This window comes from Domibacillus tundrae (genome assembly GCF_000970675.1).
Lineage (GTDB): Bacteria > Bacillota > Bacilli > Bacillales > Domibacillaceae > Domibacillus > Domibacillus tundrae.
Window position 1 is genome coordinate 1 of sequence record NZ_LAJA01000012.1, and the last position, 13,729, is coordinate 13,729.

Here is a 13,729-nt window from a genome sequence, read left to right on the forward strand (position 1 = left end):
GACAGCCTTTTATGCATCTGGAAGCAGTCCAAGTACAGCAAAAAAGTGAAAGACACTTCCGGCGAGTACAAACAAATGCCAAATCATATGATGATATGGAAAACCGCGCCAGACGTAAAAAACCGCTCCTGCTGTATACAAAATCCCGCCAGTTACGAGGAAAGACATCGCCATAGGAGATAACATTTCCGTGAGGGGTCCCCACGCAAAAACGATCAGCCAGCCCATTACAACGTACAAAAAGGTCGAAAAGCCCACAAACCGCTTCACAAAAAAACATTTAAAGACGGTGCCGACGATGGCCATCCCCCATACGAGACCAAATAGCGTCCAGCCGAGTGTTCCTTGTACCGCGATAAATAAAAATGGTGTATAGGTACCCGCGATAAACAAATAAATAGACGCATGATCGAAGATTTCAAACAAATCTTTCACTTTACCCTGGGGAAAACTGTGCACGAGCGTGGAGGACAAATAAAGCAGTACCATGGTAATCCCAAAAACCATAAACCCTGCCAAGTGCCAGCCGTTTCCATAAATAGCGGAAAAGACGATTAAGATAACGAGTGCGGCAATACTGAGCAGAGCGCCAATTCCGTGAGTGATGGAGTTTGCAATTTCCTCACCCTTGGAAAACACATGTGTTTTCGTAGATTCCTTCACAAGCGACAACTCCTTTCGTTCAATCACTATTACACTCATATTGTAGCATATTCAGCTCTAATTGTTCTTGTTCCGCACTTTAAAAGAGGTTAGTGTACCGTCTTAAAAAGGGTATACTGAAAAAGAGAACAAGGAAAGGGGTTTTTGATTATGGAACCAATTAAACATGAAGAAGGCATTTTTTATATGGAGAAGGATGGACAGCGTGTAGCAGAAATTACGTATGCCCCTGCCGGCGACGGAAAAATAAACGCCAATCATACGTATGTAGCGAACGAGCTTCGCGGCGGCGGTATAGCTGGACAACTGCTTGATGCGCTTGCTGATTATGCAAGAGAAGAGAATCTGAAAATTCTGCCTACCTGCTCATATGTCGTCGCTGAATTTTCAAGAGGCGGTAAATATGACGATGTAAACGCATTAGCGAAATGAAATACGTGATTATCGGTGGCGATGCAGCCGGAATGAGCGCGGCGATGCAAATCGTTCATAACGACAGCGAAGCGGAAATTACAGTGCTTGAAAAAGGGCACATTTACTCATATGGTCAATGCGGGCTGCCCTATGTAGTCGGCGGACTTATTAAATCGACCGATGACTTAATTGCCCGGAGCGTAGAGACATTCAGGTCTAAATATGGCATTGATGCCCGCATTCTGCATGAAGCAACGTCTGTCAGTCCTTCTATGCGAAAGGTGTCGGGGGAAAACCATGAAACAGGAACTGCTTTTACCATTTCATATGACCGCCTGCTGATCGCCACTGGCGCGAGTCCGATGCTGCCGACATGGAAGGGAGCATCGGAAAAACGGGTTCACGTTGTTAAAACGATTCCGGATACCGAGCGCCTCATTCAAGACTTACAAATGGACCAGGTAAAAGAAGTCATCATTATTGGAGCAGGCTACATCGGCCTTGAATTGGCTGAAAATATTCACCGGCTCGGAAAGCGAATTCGGATCATTCAAAGGAGTGGGCATATTGCCACAATGCTTGATCCGGATATGGCTGAACTTCTTCACCAGGAAGCGGAAAGACATGGTATCATCCTGGCGGTAAACGAAGAAGTAAAAGCGATTGAGGATGGGCATGTTGTGACGGACGTCCAATCACACGCCGCCGACTTAGTTATTGTTGCGGTCGGCATTCGCCCAAATACCGCTTTTTTAAAGAAAACCGGCATGAACATGCTCCAAAATGGGGCGGTTGTCGTCAATGACCGGTTGGAAACCTCAATTCCAGGTATTTACGCTGCTGGTGACTGTGCGACTCATTTTCATCTTGTGAAGCAAAAACCTGATTACATTCCGCTTGGTACAACCGCCAATAAACAAGGGCGGATCGCCGGATTAAATATGGCTGGAAAGCGACGCTCGTTTAAAGGTATCACCGGTACATCAGTCATGAAGTTTTTCAATTTGATTGCCGCCTCCACCGGCTTAACAGAAAAAGACGCACGGGAAGCGGGTATTCCGTATAAAACATCTACAATTGAGACAAAAGACAAAGCCGGCTATTATCCAACAGCATCACCGTTACGCGTGAAAATCATGTATGATCCCGATTCCGGCCGGCTGCTTGGCGGGCAGGCGATTGGTAAACACGGAGCTGAAAAACGGATTGATGTGCTGGCAGCCGCGCTGTTCAACGAGATGACAATTGAAGAACTGGAAGATCTGGATTTAAGCTACTCGCCGCCTGTTAATGGCGTTTGGGACCCTATCCAGCAAGCGGCACGCCGGGCAACGTAACAGGAGGAACCGCTTATGTACAACTCTATTATATTGGCAGCCGACGGCTCAGAGCATTCTTACCGCGCTGCCGAGCAAGCCGCAGCATTGGCACATTTTTCTGATCACTGCACCGTCACGATTTTATTTGTCCCAAGTCGAGACAAGTCAAGAGGGGCAGCACTTCAAGCAGAACGATTAGCCGCTGTCCAGCGGGAACGCCAGGAAAAACTAGGCCGCCACGAAGCGCTTTTTAAAGAAAAAGGCATTCCCTATACGATTCTTGTCAAAGACGGCGATCCGGGACCTGCCATTGTAAAATATGCGAATGACCATAAAGCGGACCTGGTCATTCTCGGCAGCCGAGGGCTAAACAATCTGCAGCAATTTGTCCTTGGCAGTGTCAGCCATAAAGTGATGAAGCGGACGAACTGTCCGGTGATGATTGTAAAGTAAAAAAACGGCACCCCTGTGAGGTGCCGTTTCGTTTTTTATTAAGAGGCGTACATCGCTTTTACTTTTTTCTGAAGTTCCGCATCATCCAAATATTCATCATACGTAACTGATTTATCTACGATTCCTTTTGGCGTAAGATCAATAATGCGATTGGCTGTTGACTGAACGAACTGATGGTCATGGGACGCGAAAATCATTGCGCCTTTAAAATTGATCAAGCCATTATTAAGCGCTGTGATTGATTCCAAGTCCAAATGGTTCGTCGGCTCATCCAAAAGAAGGATGTTTGATCCGGACAGCATCATTTTTGACAGCATGCAGCGCACTTTTTCACCACCGGATAACACACTTGCTTTTTTCAGTGCTTCTTCACCCGAAAAGAGCATACGGCCCAGGAATCCACGCAAAAAGCTTTCGCTTTCATCAGCTGGTGAAAATTGGCGCAGCCATTCAACCAGTGTAATGTCCGATCCGTCAAAATACTCGGAGTTATCTTTCGGGAAATAGGCTTGCGTTGTTGTGACGCCCCATTTGTATGAACCCTCATCCGGCTCCATTTCACCCGCCAAAATTTTAAAGAGCGCTGTTTTTGCAGCTTCGTTTGTACCGACAAAGGCAATTTTGTCATCATTATTCATAATAAAGCTGACGTTATCGAGCACTTTCACGCCATCAATCGTTTTCGACAAGCCGTCGACACGAAGTACGTCGTTGCCAATTTCACGTTCCGGCGTAAACTGAACGTATGGATAGCGGCGGGAAGACGGCTTAATGTCATCAAGCGAAATTTTATCAAGCGACTTTTTCCGGGAGGTTGCCTGTTTTGATTTGGACGCATTTGCACTAAAACGCGCGATAAATGCCTGAAGCTCTTTAATTTTTTCTTCTTTTTTCTTATTGGAATCCGACTGAAGTCTTTGCGCCAGCTGACTTGATTCATACCAGAAATCATAGTTACCTGCGTAAATTTGAATTTTGCCAAAGTCAAGATCTGCTGTGTGCGTGCATACCTTATTTAGAAAGTGACGGTCATGGGATACGACAATAACGGTATTTTCAAAGTTGATTAAAAATTCTTCCAGCCAACGGATCGCCTGTATGTCAAGGTGATTGGTCGGCTCATCTAGCAAGAGAACATCCGGCTTCCCAAACAGCGCTTGTGCAAGAAGCACTTTCACTTTGTCCGAACCGTCCAAGTCCGCCATTAGTTTATCATGCATTGTATCTGAAATGCCGAGACCTGAAAGCAATATCGCTGCTTCCGGCTCAGCTTCCCAGCCATTCATTTCTGCAAACTCGCCTTCAAGCTCTGCTGCGCGCATGCCGTCTTCATCAGTGAAGTCCGCTTTCATATAAATTGCGTCTTTTTCTTTCATCACTTCATATAAACGCGCATGGCCCATAATGACCGTTTCCATCACACTGAACTCTTCATATTCAAAATGGTTCTGCTTTAAAACAGTAAGGCGCGCATCTTTCGGCATGGATACATGGCCGGTCTGTGGTTCTAAATCACCAGACAGAATTTTTACGAAAGTTGATTTTCCGGCACCGTTTGCGCCGATCAATCCGTAGCAATTCCCCGGTGTGAATTTTAAGTTAATATCTTCAAACAATTTTTTGTCGCCAAAGCGAAGGCTGACATCTTGTACTGTAATCAAATTTGTTTTCCTCCCAAAATGAATTCATCGCCTCTGATTATATCATTCCTGCGTTAAAAAAAGAACAGACAGTCATTTGAAAACGAAACCAAATCTTTTTTTAAATCCCGAGTAAGTAAATAGGATTGACTTTCCTTTATTTTCTGATAAACTAAACTCATTCATAAAGAATACCGACAAGAGAGGTGGGCATTAATGATTACGTTTGAATCGTGGAACGAGCTTCAAAATCAAGTTCCTGATTTTCCAGTGGACTCAGAAACAAAAGGGGCACTCGAAACATTGCAATGGGCATATGATACTTATGGAGAGAAATTAGTATATGCCTGTAGTTTCGGAATCGAAGGGATCGTGTTAATCGATTTAATTGCACAGGTAAAACCAGATGCAGAAATCGTTTTTCTTGATACACATTATCATTTTAAAGAAACATACGAAACGATTGATAAAGTAAAAGCACGCTATCCGCAGCTGAATATTCGTATGCAGCAGCCGGAGATGACAATTGAGGAACAGGCTGCACAATTCGGGCCAGACTTGTTTGCGACAAACCCGAATAAGTGCTGTGAAATTCGCAAGATTATTCCGCTTCAAAAAGCATTGGCGCCATCAACGGCCTGGATCTCAGGGCTGCGCCGCGAGCAATCGGAATCAAGAGCCAATACAAACTATTTAAATCTTGATAACCGGTTCAAAAAAATTAAAGTGTGCCCGCTTATTCACTGGACGTGGAAAGAAGTATGGCGCTACGTGACAAAACACGAACTTGATTACAATGTGCTACACGACCAGGGATACCCAAGCATTGGCTGTGCACCATGTACGAAACCGGCATTTTCAATGGACGACATTCGTTCCGGTCGCTGGAGCGGTTCTGGAAAAACAGAATGCGGTCTTCATACAACATCTTAATTTTTTTCACACTAAAACCAAGTATTTATATATGATTTAATTACTATCGGAGGTATATTTCTATGACAAACATTGCTGCCCACGGAGGCCAACTTATTAATCAGTACAACCCGGATCTTGATCTATCAGGCGTTTCAAAAGAAGTCGAACTTGATGCAACAGCATTAAGTGACCTTGAGTTAATTGCGACAGGTGCGTTCAGCCCTCTAACCGGCTTTTTAACACAAGCTGATTATGAGAGTGTCGTGAAAGACATGCGTTTAGCAAACGGAACGGTTTGGAGCATACCGATCACGCTTCCTGTACATGATGCATCCGGATATGAAAAAGGCGATACCGTTCTTTTAAAACAAAACGGCACGGTGTACGGTGTTTTGAACATTGAAGACATTTATGAGCCTGACCAGCAGCTAGAAGCTCAAAATGTATATAAAACAACAGAAGAAGCACATCCAGGCGTGAAAAAAGTATACAGCCGCGGTCCGGTTTACTTAGGCGGCCCGATTACACTTGTAAAGCGCATTGAACGCGAACAATTTGCGGAATTTTATTTTGATCCATCGGAAACACGCCGTATTTTCCAAGAAAATGGCTGGAATAAAATCGTTGGCTTCCAAACACGGAATCCGGTTCATCGCGCGCATGAGTACATTCAAAAATCAGCACTTGAAATCGTTGACGCGCTCCTGTTAAACCCACTTGTTGGCGAAACGAAATCCGATGACATTCCTGCAGATATCCGTATGGAAAGCTATCAAGTACTTCTTCGTGATTACTACCCGGCTGACCGTGTAAAACTGGCGGTATTCCCAGCAGCGATGCGTTATGCAGGACCACGCGAAGCAATCTTCCATGCGCTTGTTCGTAAAAACTATGGCTGTACACACTTTATCGTCGGCCGCGACCACGCGGGGGTTGGCGACTACTACGGCACGTATGAAGCACAGGAAATCTTCTCAAACTTTACAGCAGAAGAAATCGGCATTACCCTTTTATTCTTTGAACACAGCTTCTTCTGCAAAAAATGCGGCAACATGGCGTCAGCGAAAACATGCCCACACAGCAAAGAAGACCATGTCATTCTTTCTGGTACTAAAGTGCGTGAAATGCTCCGCGCAGGCGATATTCCACCAGCAGAATTCAGCCGTAAAGAAGTCGTGGAAGTACTTATCCGCGGCATGAAAGAAACAGCAAACGCATAAAAGGAGAATGAAGATGACAAACAACAATATCGTGTGGCACGAACAGTCACTAACAAAAGAAGAACGCCGTCAAAAAAACAAACACCACAGCGCGGTTTTATGGTTTACCGGGCTGTCCGGCTCCGGCAAATCGACCGTTGCAAACGCAGCGGCCCGCCGCTTATTTGACCTTGGCGTCAGCACGTATGTATTGGATGGCGATAACGTCCGCCATGGCTTAAATAAAGACCTCGGCTTTTCAGATGAAGCACGCAAAGAAAACATCCGCCGCATCGGCGAAGTGGCAAAGCTATTTGTAGACGGCGGCCAGCTTGTGTTTACCGCTTTTATTTCGCCATTCCGTGAAGACCGTGATACCGTTCGTGCGCTGCTTGAAAAAGATGAGTTTATCGAAGTATTCGTTGAGTGCCCGATCGAGAAATGTGAAGAGCGTGATCCAAAAGGCTTGTACAAAAAAGCAAGAGCAGGTGAAATCCCTGAATTCACGGGCATTTCGTCTCCATACGAAGCACCGGAAAAACCAGAGCTTGTCTTGAACACTGACCGCTATACTGTTGAAGAGTGCGTGGATCAGCTCGTTGATTACTTAAAGCAAAATAACTGGCTGTAAGAGCTCTCATGACGAGGGTCATGCAGACGATAGAAATAGAGAGAAATGCACGATGAACGGAGGTGGCACGATGGGCAAAATATGGCTTGTCGGTGCAGGTCCGGGAGATCCGGATTTAATTACGGTTAAAGGGTTAAGGGCGATACAGGAAGCGGATGTCATTTTATATGATCGTTTGATCAGCATGGAGCTTCTTGAGCATGCAAAAGAAGGAACAGAACTTCTTTTTTGCGGAAAGCTGCCGGATCGTCATTTTGTTCAGCAGGAAAACATTAATGAACTTCTTGTGGAGCATGCGAAGCAAGGGAAACAGGTTGTCCGTTTAAAAGGCGGCGACCCTTATGTTTTCGGGCGCGGCGGTGAGGAAGCGGCATTTGCTGTTCAAAACGGCGTTGAGTTTGAAGTTGTTCCAGGTATTACATCTGGTATTGCAGCTCCTGCTTATGCTGGCATCCCTGTTACCCACCGTGATCACGGGGCGTCTTTTGCTATCGTGACAGGCCACCGTAAAGAAGGTGCAGGAGAAGAAATGAAATGGGCTTCCTTAGCAAAAGGAATCGATACGATCGCTATTTACATGGGCGTGAAAAACCTTCCTTATATTCAAGAACAGCTTCTGAAGTATGGAAAGTCTCCTGAAACACCCGCGGCCCTTATTCATTGGGGGACGACAGCAAAACAGCAAACAGTCACAGGTACGCTTTTGGATATACATGATGTTGCTCAAAAAGAAGGCATTACGAATCCAAGCATGATTGTTATCGGTGAGGTCGTGAAGATGCGCAGTGAGCTTCAATGGTTTAAAGAAAACACGGATAATGTATCAGGAGGTGTAAATGGGTGAAAGCTGTACTTTACATTTGTCATGGCACCCGTGTGAAAGAAGGCGCGAAACAGGCAGCTGATTTCATTAAAGAAACGATGCCGCTTGTTGACGCACCCATCCAGGAAATTTGCTATCTTGAATTATCTGAACCATCCATTGAAGAAGGACTGCGTGCCTGTATTGAAAGAGGAGCAACGGATATCATTGCGATTCCGTTTCTTCTTTTAACAGCGGGACACGCAAAAGAAGACATTCCGGGTGAACTCGCGAATGCAGCAAAACACTTCCCCCAGGCCGTTATTCGCTATGGCCATCCGCTTGGCGTACATGAACAGATCATCGACGTACTCATCGACCGGATGAAGGAAGCAGCTTCAATACAACCGGATGCGAGTGTTCTTCTCGTTGGCCGCGGCAGTAGTGACCCGGCGACAAAAGAAGATTTCAGCCGTATTCTTCATCTTTTTAAAAATAAAACCAAGTTAACTGATGTGCATATTGGATATATGGCAGCTTGCGAGCCTGCTTTTGAAGAGGCCCTTGGGCAAGCGGCTGCAGCAAATCCGAAACAGCTGTTTATCGTTCCATATCTGCTTTTTACCGGCGTATTGACAAAAACAATGGACCGGGCCGTCAAGAAACTTAAATTGGATGGAGACGTCTATTTATGCAGGCATCTTGGCTATACCCCCGTGATCGCAAATATTTTAGCAGAGCGTGTGGAAGAAGCCTCACAGTCGGAGCCGGTATGTTTCCCATTATGATTGATTTAAGCGATCAAAAAGTCGTCATTGCCGGCGGCGGATCGATCGCGTTTCATAAAGTTGAAAACCTGCTTCGCTTTGGCATCCGACCCCACATTGTCAGCCCAAAATGCCATCCGGCTATTGAACAGCTGGCAGCTGAGGAAAAAGTTTTTATTCACCGTAAAAAAGTCGAGTGGACTGATCTTGAAGACGCGTTTTTAATTATGCTCGTTACGGACGACAAAGAGGCCAATGCCGAGATGGCGAAGCTTGCTGTTTTGCACGGAAAACTTGTCGTGCATGCGGAGCATAATGACCTTGGCAACGCGCAGATCCCCGCTGTATTAATTCGGGGCAAGCTGATGATTAGTGTGTCGACTAGCGGTGCAAGCCCGACATTGTCGACTCAAATACGGAACCAGCTTGAGCATGAATTTGATGAACGGTATGAAGACTATTTGGATTTTTTATTTGATGCACGACAATACATTAAGAGTCACATTCATGATCGGCCAGAGCGGAGAATTTGGCTTAAAAAAGCGGCGGAAACCCGCTACTTAGAATATCCGGAGGAGCGGGAATACTATATGGCAGAACTTTTTGCACACTATCCCGCTTTATAGACAACAGGAGGAACCAATATGGAACGTTTTTTAATTCTTGCACTCGTCGGGCTCGCTGCCCAGCTCGTTGACGGGTCGCTTGGAATGGGCTATGGCCTCACATCGACAACACTGTTGCTAACAGCAGGGATTGCGCCGGCCATTGCATCCGCTTCTGTTCATATGGCAGAAGTCGTTACGACGGCAGCATCCGGCATCAGCCACCGTAAGTTCGGCAATGTAGATAAAGCGATGCTGAGAAAACTCATTGTGCCAGGTGCAATTGGTGCATTCGCCGGCGCGACATTTTTAAGCAACCTGACTGGAGATTATGTACGCCTATACATTTCTGGATTCCTGCTTTGTCTCGGATTGTTTATTCTTGGACGCTTTCTTTTCTTAAAAGATGCACGGAAACAAAAACCAAAACCGCCAACGAACCGATTCTTTATTCCGTTAGGCTTTGTAGGCGGCTTTTTTGACGCCAGTGGCGGCGGCGGATGGGGACCGATTGCAACGCCTGCTTTACTCTCCCAAAAAGGCATGCAGCCGCGTATGGTCATCGGAACTGTTGCAGCGAGTGAATTTGCCGTTGCAACTGCTGCCACAATCGGCTTTATGATTTCACTTGGTCCGGACAAAATTAACTGGCTTTGGGCAGGTGCCATTATGCTTGGCGGCGTGATTGCCGCACCATTTGCCGCCTGGATCGTAAAAAGTCTGCCGACACGCGTATTAGCTGTCATCGTCAGTGGCATGCTTATTATGACCAATTTAAATGCAGTTTTGAATTACACAAGCATTTCAGATTCTGTGGAAACCGCGATCTTTATTGTATTAGTAATTATTTGGATTCCTCTTACATGGTATATAGTGCGAAAAGAAAAACGCATTGCGCAAAAAGAAAAGCAAGAAATGAATACAGTGAAAAGAACCTCTTAAAGGCGGGGCCCATATAAATTGGGTCACGTCTTTTTTTATCGCCAATTGGTTAAAATTGGGTATACTAGTAATAATACAAAGGAGGGATCTGCATGAAAATTCAATTTGGCGCACTGGAAGCTTCCGTTAATGCAAAACGTCCGGCAGTTAATGCCCGGCTTTACGCCATGAAAAGTGGAGGCTCCACTGTGAAACGTTCAAGAATGCGATCCCGCGGAGAATCTGACGCCCTCACAGCGCTTATTCTCGCCAAGAAAAAGCGTGCTGTTCAAGAAGGGACCTTTATGATTAAAGAGCCGGGGAAGATTTATTTTGACGCCTATTGATCGCCTTAAAAAAGAGTTGACTTCTTTATTGCAGCTTCCGATACGTGAGCGCATGTTTGAATTTGCCGGACTTTTAACAGAGTATATATGGCCAGCCATAATATAAAACCAGTAGTTGTAGGAGGTCTCGCTGTTGAATTGTACACGTTGAACCACTACACAACGCACGATATTGATTTTATTTCCAGAGGGTGGGAGCAATTTGATAAGCTGCTGACAGAAGAACTCGGATTCAGCAGAACGTCACGAGAGTGATATCATGAAAAACTCGAAATTGCGATTGAAAATACCTTACAGTGACCTGGAAGGTAACGAAGAAAAATTTGTTGAAATTGAATTAAAAAGCGGCCGCAGCATTTTTGTTATTGCTGTGGAAGATATTATTATTCACCGGCTAGAATCCTTTCTCGTCTCAAACGCTCAATTTCCCGAAGATTATCAATGGGCATACCGGATGTTTTTGCTCCATAAAGATGACTTGATTGACCATGAGTACTTAAAAGCAGAATCCATTAAAACAAGTACACATAAATGGATTCAAGAATGACAGCAATCTTAAAGCAAACAAGCTTACTGAAATTTTTCTTTTTTCTCATTATTAGAAGTTTACTTTTGAAATGAGAAAAAACATACCTGACTTTCTATAATAGATATTATGTTAACTTCAAAAAACCTCAAATAGAACAATAAGTCATTCCCTCAAGTTTTTATAATATTCGTTATTAAAAACTTCCCCTCTCCAAGTTGACTATAATCATTAGGTCTATTCCAATAAGCTTTGCAGTCACTCCCATAACATTCAGGTACGTTCCATAATTTTCGGGTCCGTACTGATAACTAACTTTTTTGGAGGTCGTTATGTATGAATTTCACACAAGCTACCGATGATTTTTTGATGTCACTCGAAGTAGAAAAAAATTATTCGAAAAACACTATCGTTGGATATGCAAATGACTTAAAATGTTATGAAGACTTTTTACGTGCCCATAAGCGGTCATTAGAACTGAATGACTTAACACCATCAACGAGCCGGAGATTTATTCAGGACCAGGTATTGAATCATAACGCCAAACCCCGGACCTTACAGCGCCGCATTTCCTGTTTTAAAATCATTGTGTTCATTTTGTTTAAAAGAGCGGTATATGGAATCAGACTTTATGGCGGGCATTCAAGCTCCAAAATCCGATAAAAACCTTCCTGTTTATATGTCTTTAGAAGAACTAAAAAAACTCTTTCACTTTTTAGAAAAAGATGAGCGAACGCTTGCTTACCGAAATAACTTGTTATTTAAGCTGCTGGCTACGTCAGGAATGCGCAGACAGGAGCTTGTTGATTTAACATGGGAGCAAGTAAACCTGGATAATCAGACTATCAGAGTGTTTGGAAAAGGAAAAAAAGAACGCCTCCTCCCTATGCATATGATTGTAGTACCTTTATTTCATCAGTACAAAGAACATTTAGCAGAACATCAATTAAAGGCTATATTCTTGAATATATTGACTTTTATAATCCAGCTTCAATAACAATCTTTTCTTGTGGAGCGTGGACTTTTCCATAATCATTAATCTTACCTGCGTTAAATATGTTGTGAATTGTATATTTATGGATTAATCGTATATTACAAATTTTCCTTCTTCACGTAACTTATTTATAGATGCAATCATATGATTTATTTGTTCATCGGAATGTCTTTCCCATGAACCTAATTCAGCTATTATTTTCAATGGTTATTTAGACCTATAGGAACGTGTTGGGTTCCCAGGAAATTTTTTGTCAGTTACGTTCGGGTCATTTTCAAATTCACCTAATGGTTCTACAATATAAATTCTTTCTTTTGATTTGGATGTTGCTAATTCAGCACCCCATTTAGCAGCATCTAATGTTGCAGTAAAATATATATAGTTAGATTTTTTATCTTGGTAATTTGATATGTGTTGTGGTTCTAATAAATCTCCAATTTTTAGTTCTGCTTTAGTACCATGAAAAAAAGGACCATTATCTAAGACATCTTTTTTGTCATTCATACTGATACACCTCTTTTATGTTTTTAGATTTGTATAATAACATTATAGTATCCGAATTGGAATAATTATACTACCCAATCTGAATGTGTGTAAAAAAGCAACAAACTTTACGAAAAGAGCTTTGTTTTTTAACTCAATTTTCATCGAAATACATATCTGCATAATACTCTATTTCTTTATCCTTCCGTATGATGGATACCATTTCCTCGACCCCTTTAGAAGATAGTATCCCTACTTCATTGAAGTGATTAGCATAATTGGCTGCTAACTGTTTAATCTCAAGAATTGGATTTTGAAGAAGAACAATCAGTTTTTGCTCAATAAAGTATTCATTTTCTTTCGTATTTTCATAAAGAAAGTTCAAAGCACGAATAACCTCTTGTTCATTACTCGTTGATAAAGCTGTGTCAACTTCATCAAGAGTCAAATGTGTTACAACTGGTTCGATATAAGCATCTTCAAGTTCTTCTTCTTTTTCTTCTTCAACGTATAATCCATTTAAGAATGTCTCAAAATTAGGCGCTAATTCAATAACTTGTTCAGAGTCCGAGTCAATATATATAATAGGAGGTTCTTTTTTTGTATTCCGATAATCAAATGCCACCCACGAATGTCCCTCTCCGGAGAATAAAACAATATTTGTGGGCAGTCCCCATTCTTTTATTAGATATTCGCTTTGTAGTATACCGTCTTCTTCACCCACACCTAAAATGTGGTCTATATGAATATGGTCCTCTGCCCAAGAGGTTGGGACACTAGAAGGAAATGAATTATAGTTAATGTATCCGCCATTTTGTTCTTTAAGAAGATTAAGATACGATTCAGGTAGCTTTACTTTAAGTTTTTCTTCTGCATCTTCAACTGCTTTATCCGTTAAAGGTAGTAACTTATAATAATCATCATCTCGCCATATGGTTTTCATGGTTGACCTATCCCTCCAAAAATGGATTAAACACCTTCTGCCATTTTAACGTTAGACTGTTATTACCTCAACAGTACCGGTCTACTGCTGCTCAATCTGAAAATAGG

At 43.1% G+C, this 13,729-nt stretch carries 17 protein-coding genes and 2 pseudogenes; 15 read left to right on the forward strand and 4 right to left on the reverse strand.

The annotated features are described in order from the left end of the window. Positions 1–9: 9 nt before the first annotated feature. A complete protein-coding gene (gene trhA / locus VQ00_RS11245) occupies positions 10–690 on the reverse strand; it encodes a PAQR family membrane homeostasis protein TrhA (RefSeq protein WP_245618108.1) in 681 nt (226 codons plus the stop codon). Positions 691–813: 123 nt separating this feature from the next. Between trhA and VQ00_RS11250 the strand changes: the two genes are divergently transcribed. From VQ00_RS11250 to VQ00_RS11260, 3 genes are read left to right on the forward strand one after another with little or no spacing between them, the layout of a single operon-like run. Beyond that, positions 814–1,095: a GNAT family N-acetyltransferase gene (locus tag VQ00_RS11250; protein WP_046180242.1), complete on the forward strand. Its 282-nt coding sequence runs from the start codon at positions 814–816 to the stop codon at positions 1,093–1,095. Then, positions 1,092–2,414, forward strand: a complete 1,323-nt coding sequence (locus VQ00_RS11255) for an FAD-dependent oxidoreductase (protein ID WP_046180243.1) — start codon at positions 1,092–1,094, stop codon at positions 2,412–2,414. The genes VQ00_RS11250 and VQ00_RS11255 overlap by 4 nt, the downstream gene beginning before the upstream one ends. A 15-nt stretch (positions 2,415–2,429) precedes the next feature. After that, complete coding sequence (locus tag VQ00_RS11260) at positions 2,430–2,849, forward strand: universal stress protein (protein ID WP_046180244.1); 420 nt, start codon at positions 2,430–2,432, stop codon at positions 2,847–2,849. 38 nt (positions 2,850–2,887) lie between these two features. On the opposite strand, the gene VQ00_RS11265 is transcribed toward VQ00_RS11260, so the two are convergent. Next, positions 2,888–4,510: an ABC-F family ATP-binding cassette domain-containing protein gene (locus VQ00_RS11265; protein WP_046180245.1), complete on the reverse strand. Its 1,623-nt coding sequence runs from the start codon at positions 4,508–4,510 to the stop codon at positions 2,888–2,890. A gap of 195 nt (positions 4,511–4,705) precedes the next feature. On the opposite strand from VQ00_RS11265, the gene VQ00_RS11270 reads away from it, so the two are divergent. The 12 genes from VQ00_RS11270 to VQ00_RS11320 all read left to right on the forward strand — a co-directional run bounded on the left by VQ00_RS11270 (position 4,706) and on the right by VQ00_RS11320 (position 12,199). Next, a complete protein-coding gene (locus VQ00_RS11270) occupies positions 4,706–5,422 on the forward strand; it encodes a phosphoadenylyl-sulfate reductase (RefSeq protein WP_046180246.1) in 717 nt (238 codons plus the stop codon). 62 nt (positions 5,423–5,484) lie between these two features. Then, positions 5,485–6,624: a sulfate adenylyltransferase gene (sat, locus tag VQ00_RS11275; protein WP_046180247.1), complete on the forward strand. Its 1,140-nt coding sequence runs from the start codon at positions 5,485–5,487 to the stop codon at positions 6,622–6,624. A gap of 13 nt (positions 6,625–6,637) precedes the next feature. Beyond that, positions 6,638–7,234, forward strand: a complete 597-nt coding sequence (gene cysC / locus VQ00_RS11280) for an adenylyl-sulfate kinase (protein WP_046180248.1) — start codon at positions 6,638–6,640, stop codon at positions 7,232–7,234. Between the two features lie 70 nt (positions 7,235–7,304). Beyond that, positions 7,305–8,078, forward strand: a complete 774-nt coding sequence (cobA, locus tag VQ00_RS11285; RefSeq protein WP_046180249.1) for a uroporphyrinogen-III C-methyltransferase — start codon at positions 7,305–7,307, stop codon at positions 8,076–8,078. Continuing rightward, positions 8,075–8,824, forward strand: coding sequence for a sirohydrochlorin chelatase (locus VQ00_RS11290; RefSeq protein ID WP_046180250.1), 750 nt, complete (start codon positions 8,075–8,077; stop codon positions 8,822–8,824). Before cobA ends, VQ00_RS11290 begins: the two co-directional genes overlap by 4 nt. Beyond that, a complete protein-coding gene (locus tag VQ00_RS11295; RefSeq protein ID WP_046180251.1) occupies positions 8,809–9,429 on the forward strand; it encodes a precorrin-2 dehydrogenase/sirohydrochlorin ferrochelatase family protein in 621 nt (206 codons plus the stop codon). The genes VQ00_RS11290 and VQ00_RS11295 overlap by 16 nt, the downstream gene beginning before the upstream one ends. 18 nt (positions 9,430–9,447) lie before the next feature. Then, positions 9,448–10,350, forward strand: coding sequence for a sulfite exporter TauE/SafE family protein (locus tag VQ00_RS11300; RefSeq protein WP_046180252.1), 903 nt, complete (start codon positions 9,448–9,450; stop codon positions 10,348–10,350). Positions 10,351–10,442: 92 nt separating this feature from the next. Then, positions 10,443–10,676, forward strand: coding sequence for a hypothetical protein (locus VQ00_RS11305; protein ID WP_046180253.1), 234 nt, complete (start codon positions 10,443–10,445; stop codon positions 10,674–10,676). A gap of 87 nt (positions 10,677–10,763) precedes the next feature. Further along, positions 10,764–10,931 carry a hypothetical protein gene (locus tag VQ00_RS18620; RefSeq protein ID WP_156154049.1) on the forward strand — a complete coding sequence of 56 codons (168 nt, stop codon included), beginning with the start codon at positions 10,764–10,766 and terminating at the stop codon, positions 10,929–10,931. A gap of 4 nt (positions 10,932–10,935) precedes the next feature. Beyond that, positions 10,936–11,223, forward strand: coding sequence for a hypothetical protein (locus VQ00_RS11310; RefSeq protein ID WP_046180254.1), 288 nt, complete (start codon positions 10,936–10,938; stop codon positions 11,221–11,223). Between the two features lie 348 nt (positions 11,224–11,571). Next, complete coding sequence (locus VQ00_RS19525; protein ID WP_425388379.1) at positions 11,572–11,865, forward strand: site-specific integrase; 294 nt, start codon at positions 11,572–11,574, stop codon at positions 11,863–11,865. After that, entirely contained in the window at positions 11,819–12,199 is a 381-nt protein-coding gene (locus VQ00_RS11320; protein WP_046180256.1) for a tyrosine-type recombinase/integrase, read from the forward strand. The genes VQ00_RS19525 and VQ00_RS11320 overlap by 47 nt, the downstream gene beginning before the upstream one ends. 84 nt (positions 12,200–12,283) lie before the next feature. On the opposite strand, the pseudogene arr reads toward VQ00_RS11320, so the two are convergent. Next, positions 12,284–12,700 (reverse strand): annotated as a pseudogene (gene arr, locus VQ00_RS11325) (NAD(+)--rifampin ADP-ribosyltransferase). Positions 12,701–13,166: 466 nt separating this feature from the next. Then, a pseudogene (locus VQ00_RS19440) lies at positions 13,167–13,622 on the reverse strand (SMI1/KNR4 family protein); the annotation flags it as partial. Between the last annotated feature and the right edge of the window lie 107 nt (positions 13,623–13,729).

Excerpts from the sequence above, each read along its gene's own strand:
- VQ00_RS11295 (WP_046180251.1), top strand. The coding sequence starts at position 8,809 with ATGTTTCCCATTATGATTGATTTAAGCGATCAAAAAGTCGTCATTGCC.
- VQ00_RS18620 (WP_156154049.1), top strand. The coding sequence starts at position 10,764 with ATGGCCAGCCATAATATAAAACCAGTAGTTGTAGGAGGTCTCGCTGTT.
- VQ00_RS19525 (WP_425388379.1), top strand. The coding sequence starts at position 11,572 with ATGTCACTCGAAGTAGAAAAAAATTATTCGAAAAACACTATCGTTGGA.
- VQ00_RS11320 (WP_046180256.1), top strand. The coding sequence starts at position 11,819 with ATGGAATCAGACTTTATGGCGGGCATTCAAGCTCCAAAATCCGATAAA.
- cobA (WP_046180249.1), top strand. The coding sequence starts at position 7,305 with ATGGGCAAAATATGGCTTGTCGGTGCAGGTCCGGGAGATCCGGATTTA.
- cysC (WP_046180248.1), top strand. The coding sequence starts at position 6,638 with ATGACAAACAACAATATCGTGTGGCACGAACAGTCACTAACAAAAGAA.
- sat (WP_046180247.1), top strand. The coding sequence starts at position 5,485 with ATGACAAACATTGCTGCCCACGGAGGCCAACTTATTAATCAGTACAAC.
- VQ00_RS11255 (WP_046180243.1), top strand. The coding sequence starts at position 1,092 with ATGAAATACGTGATTATCGGTGGCGATGCAGCCGGAATGAGCGCGGCG.
- VQ00_RS11300 (WP_046180252.1), top strand. The coding sequence starts at position 9,448 with ATGGAACGTTTTTTAATTCTTGCACTCGTCGGGCTCGCTGCCCAGCTC.
- VQ00_RS11260 (WP_046180244.1), top strand. The coding sequence starts at position 2,430 with ATGTACAACTCTATTATATTGGCAGCCGACGGCTCAGAGCATTCTTAC.
- VQ00_RS11270 (WP_046180246.1), top strand. The coding sequence starts at position 4,706 with ATGATTACGTTTGAATCGTGGAACGAGCTTCAAAATCAAGTTCCTGAT.
- VQ00_RS11305 (WP_046180253.1), top strand. The coding sequence starts at position 10,443 with ATGAAAATTCAATTTGGCGCACTGGAAGCTTCCGTTAATGCAAAACGT.
- VQ00_RS11310 (WP_046180254.1), top strand. The coding sequence starts at position 10,936 with ATGAAAAACTCGAAATTGCGATTGAAAATACCTTACAGTGACCTGGAA.
- VQ00_RS11250 (WP_046180242.1), top strand. The coding sequence starts at position 814 with ATGGAACCAATTAAACATGAAGAAGGCATTTTTTATATGGAGAAGGAT.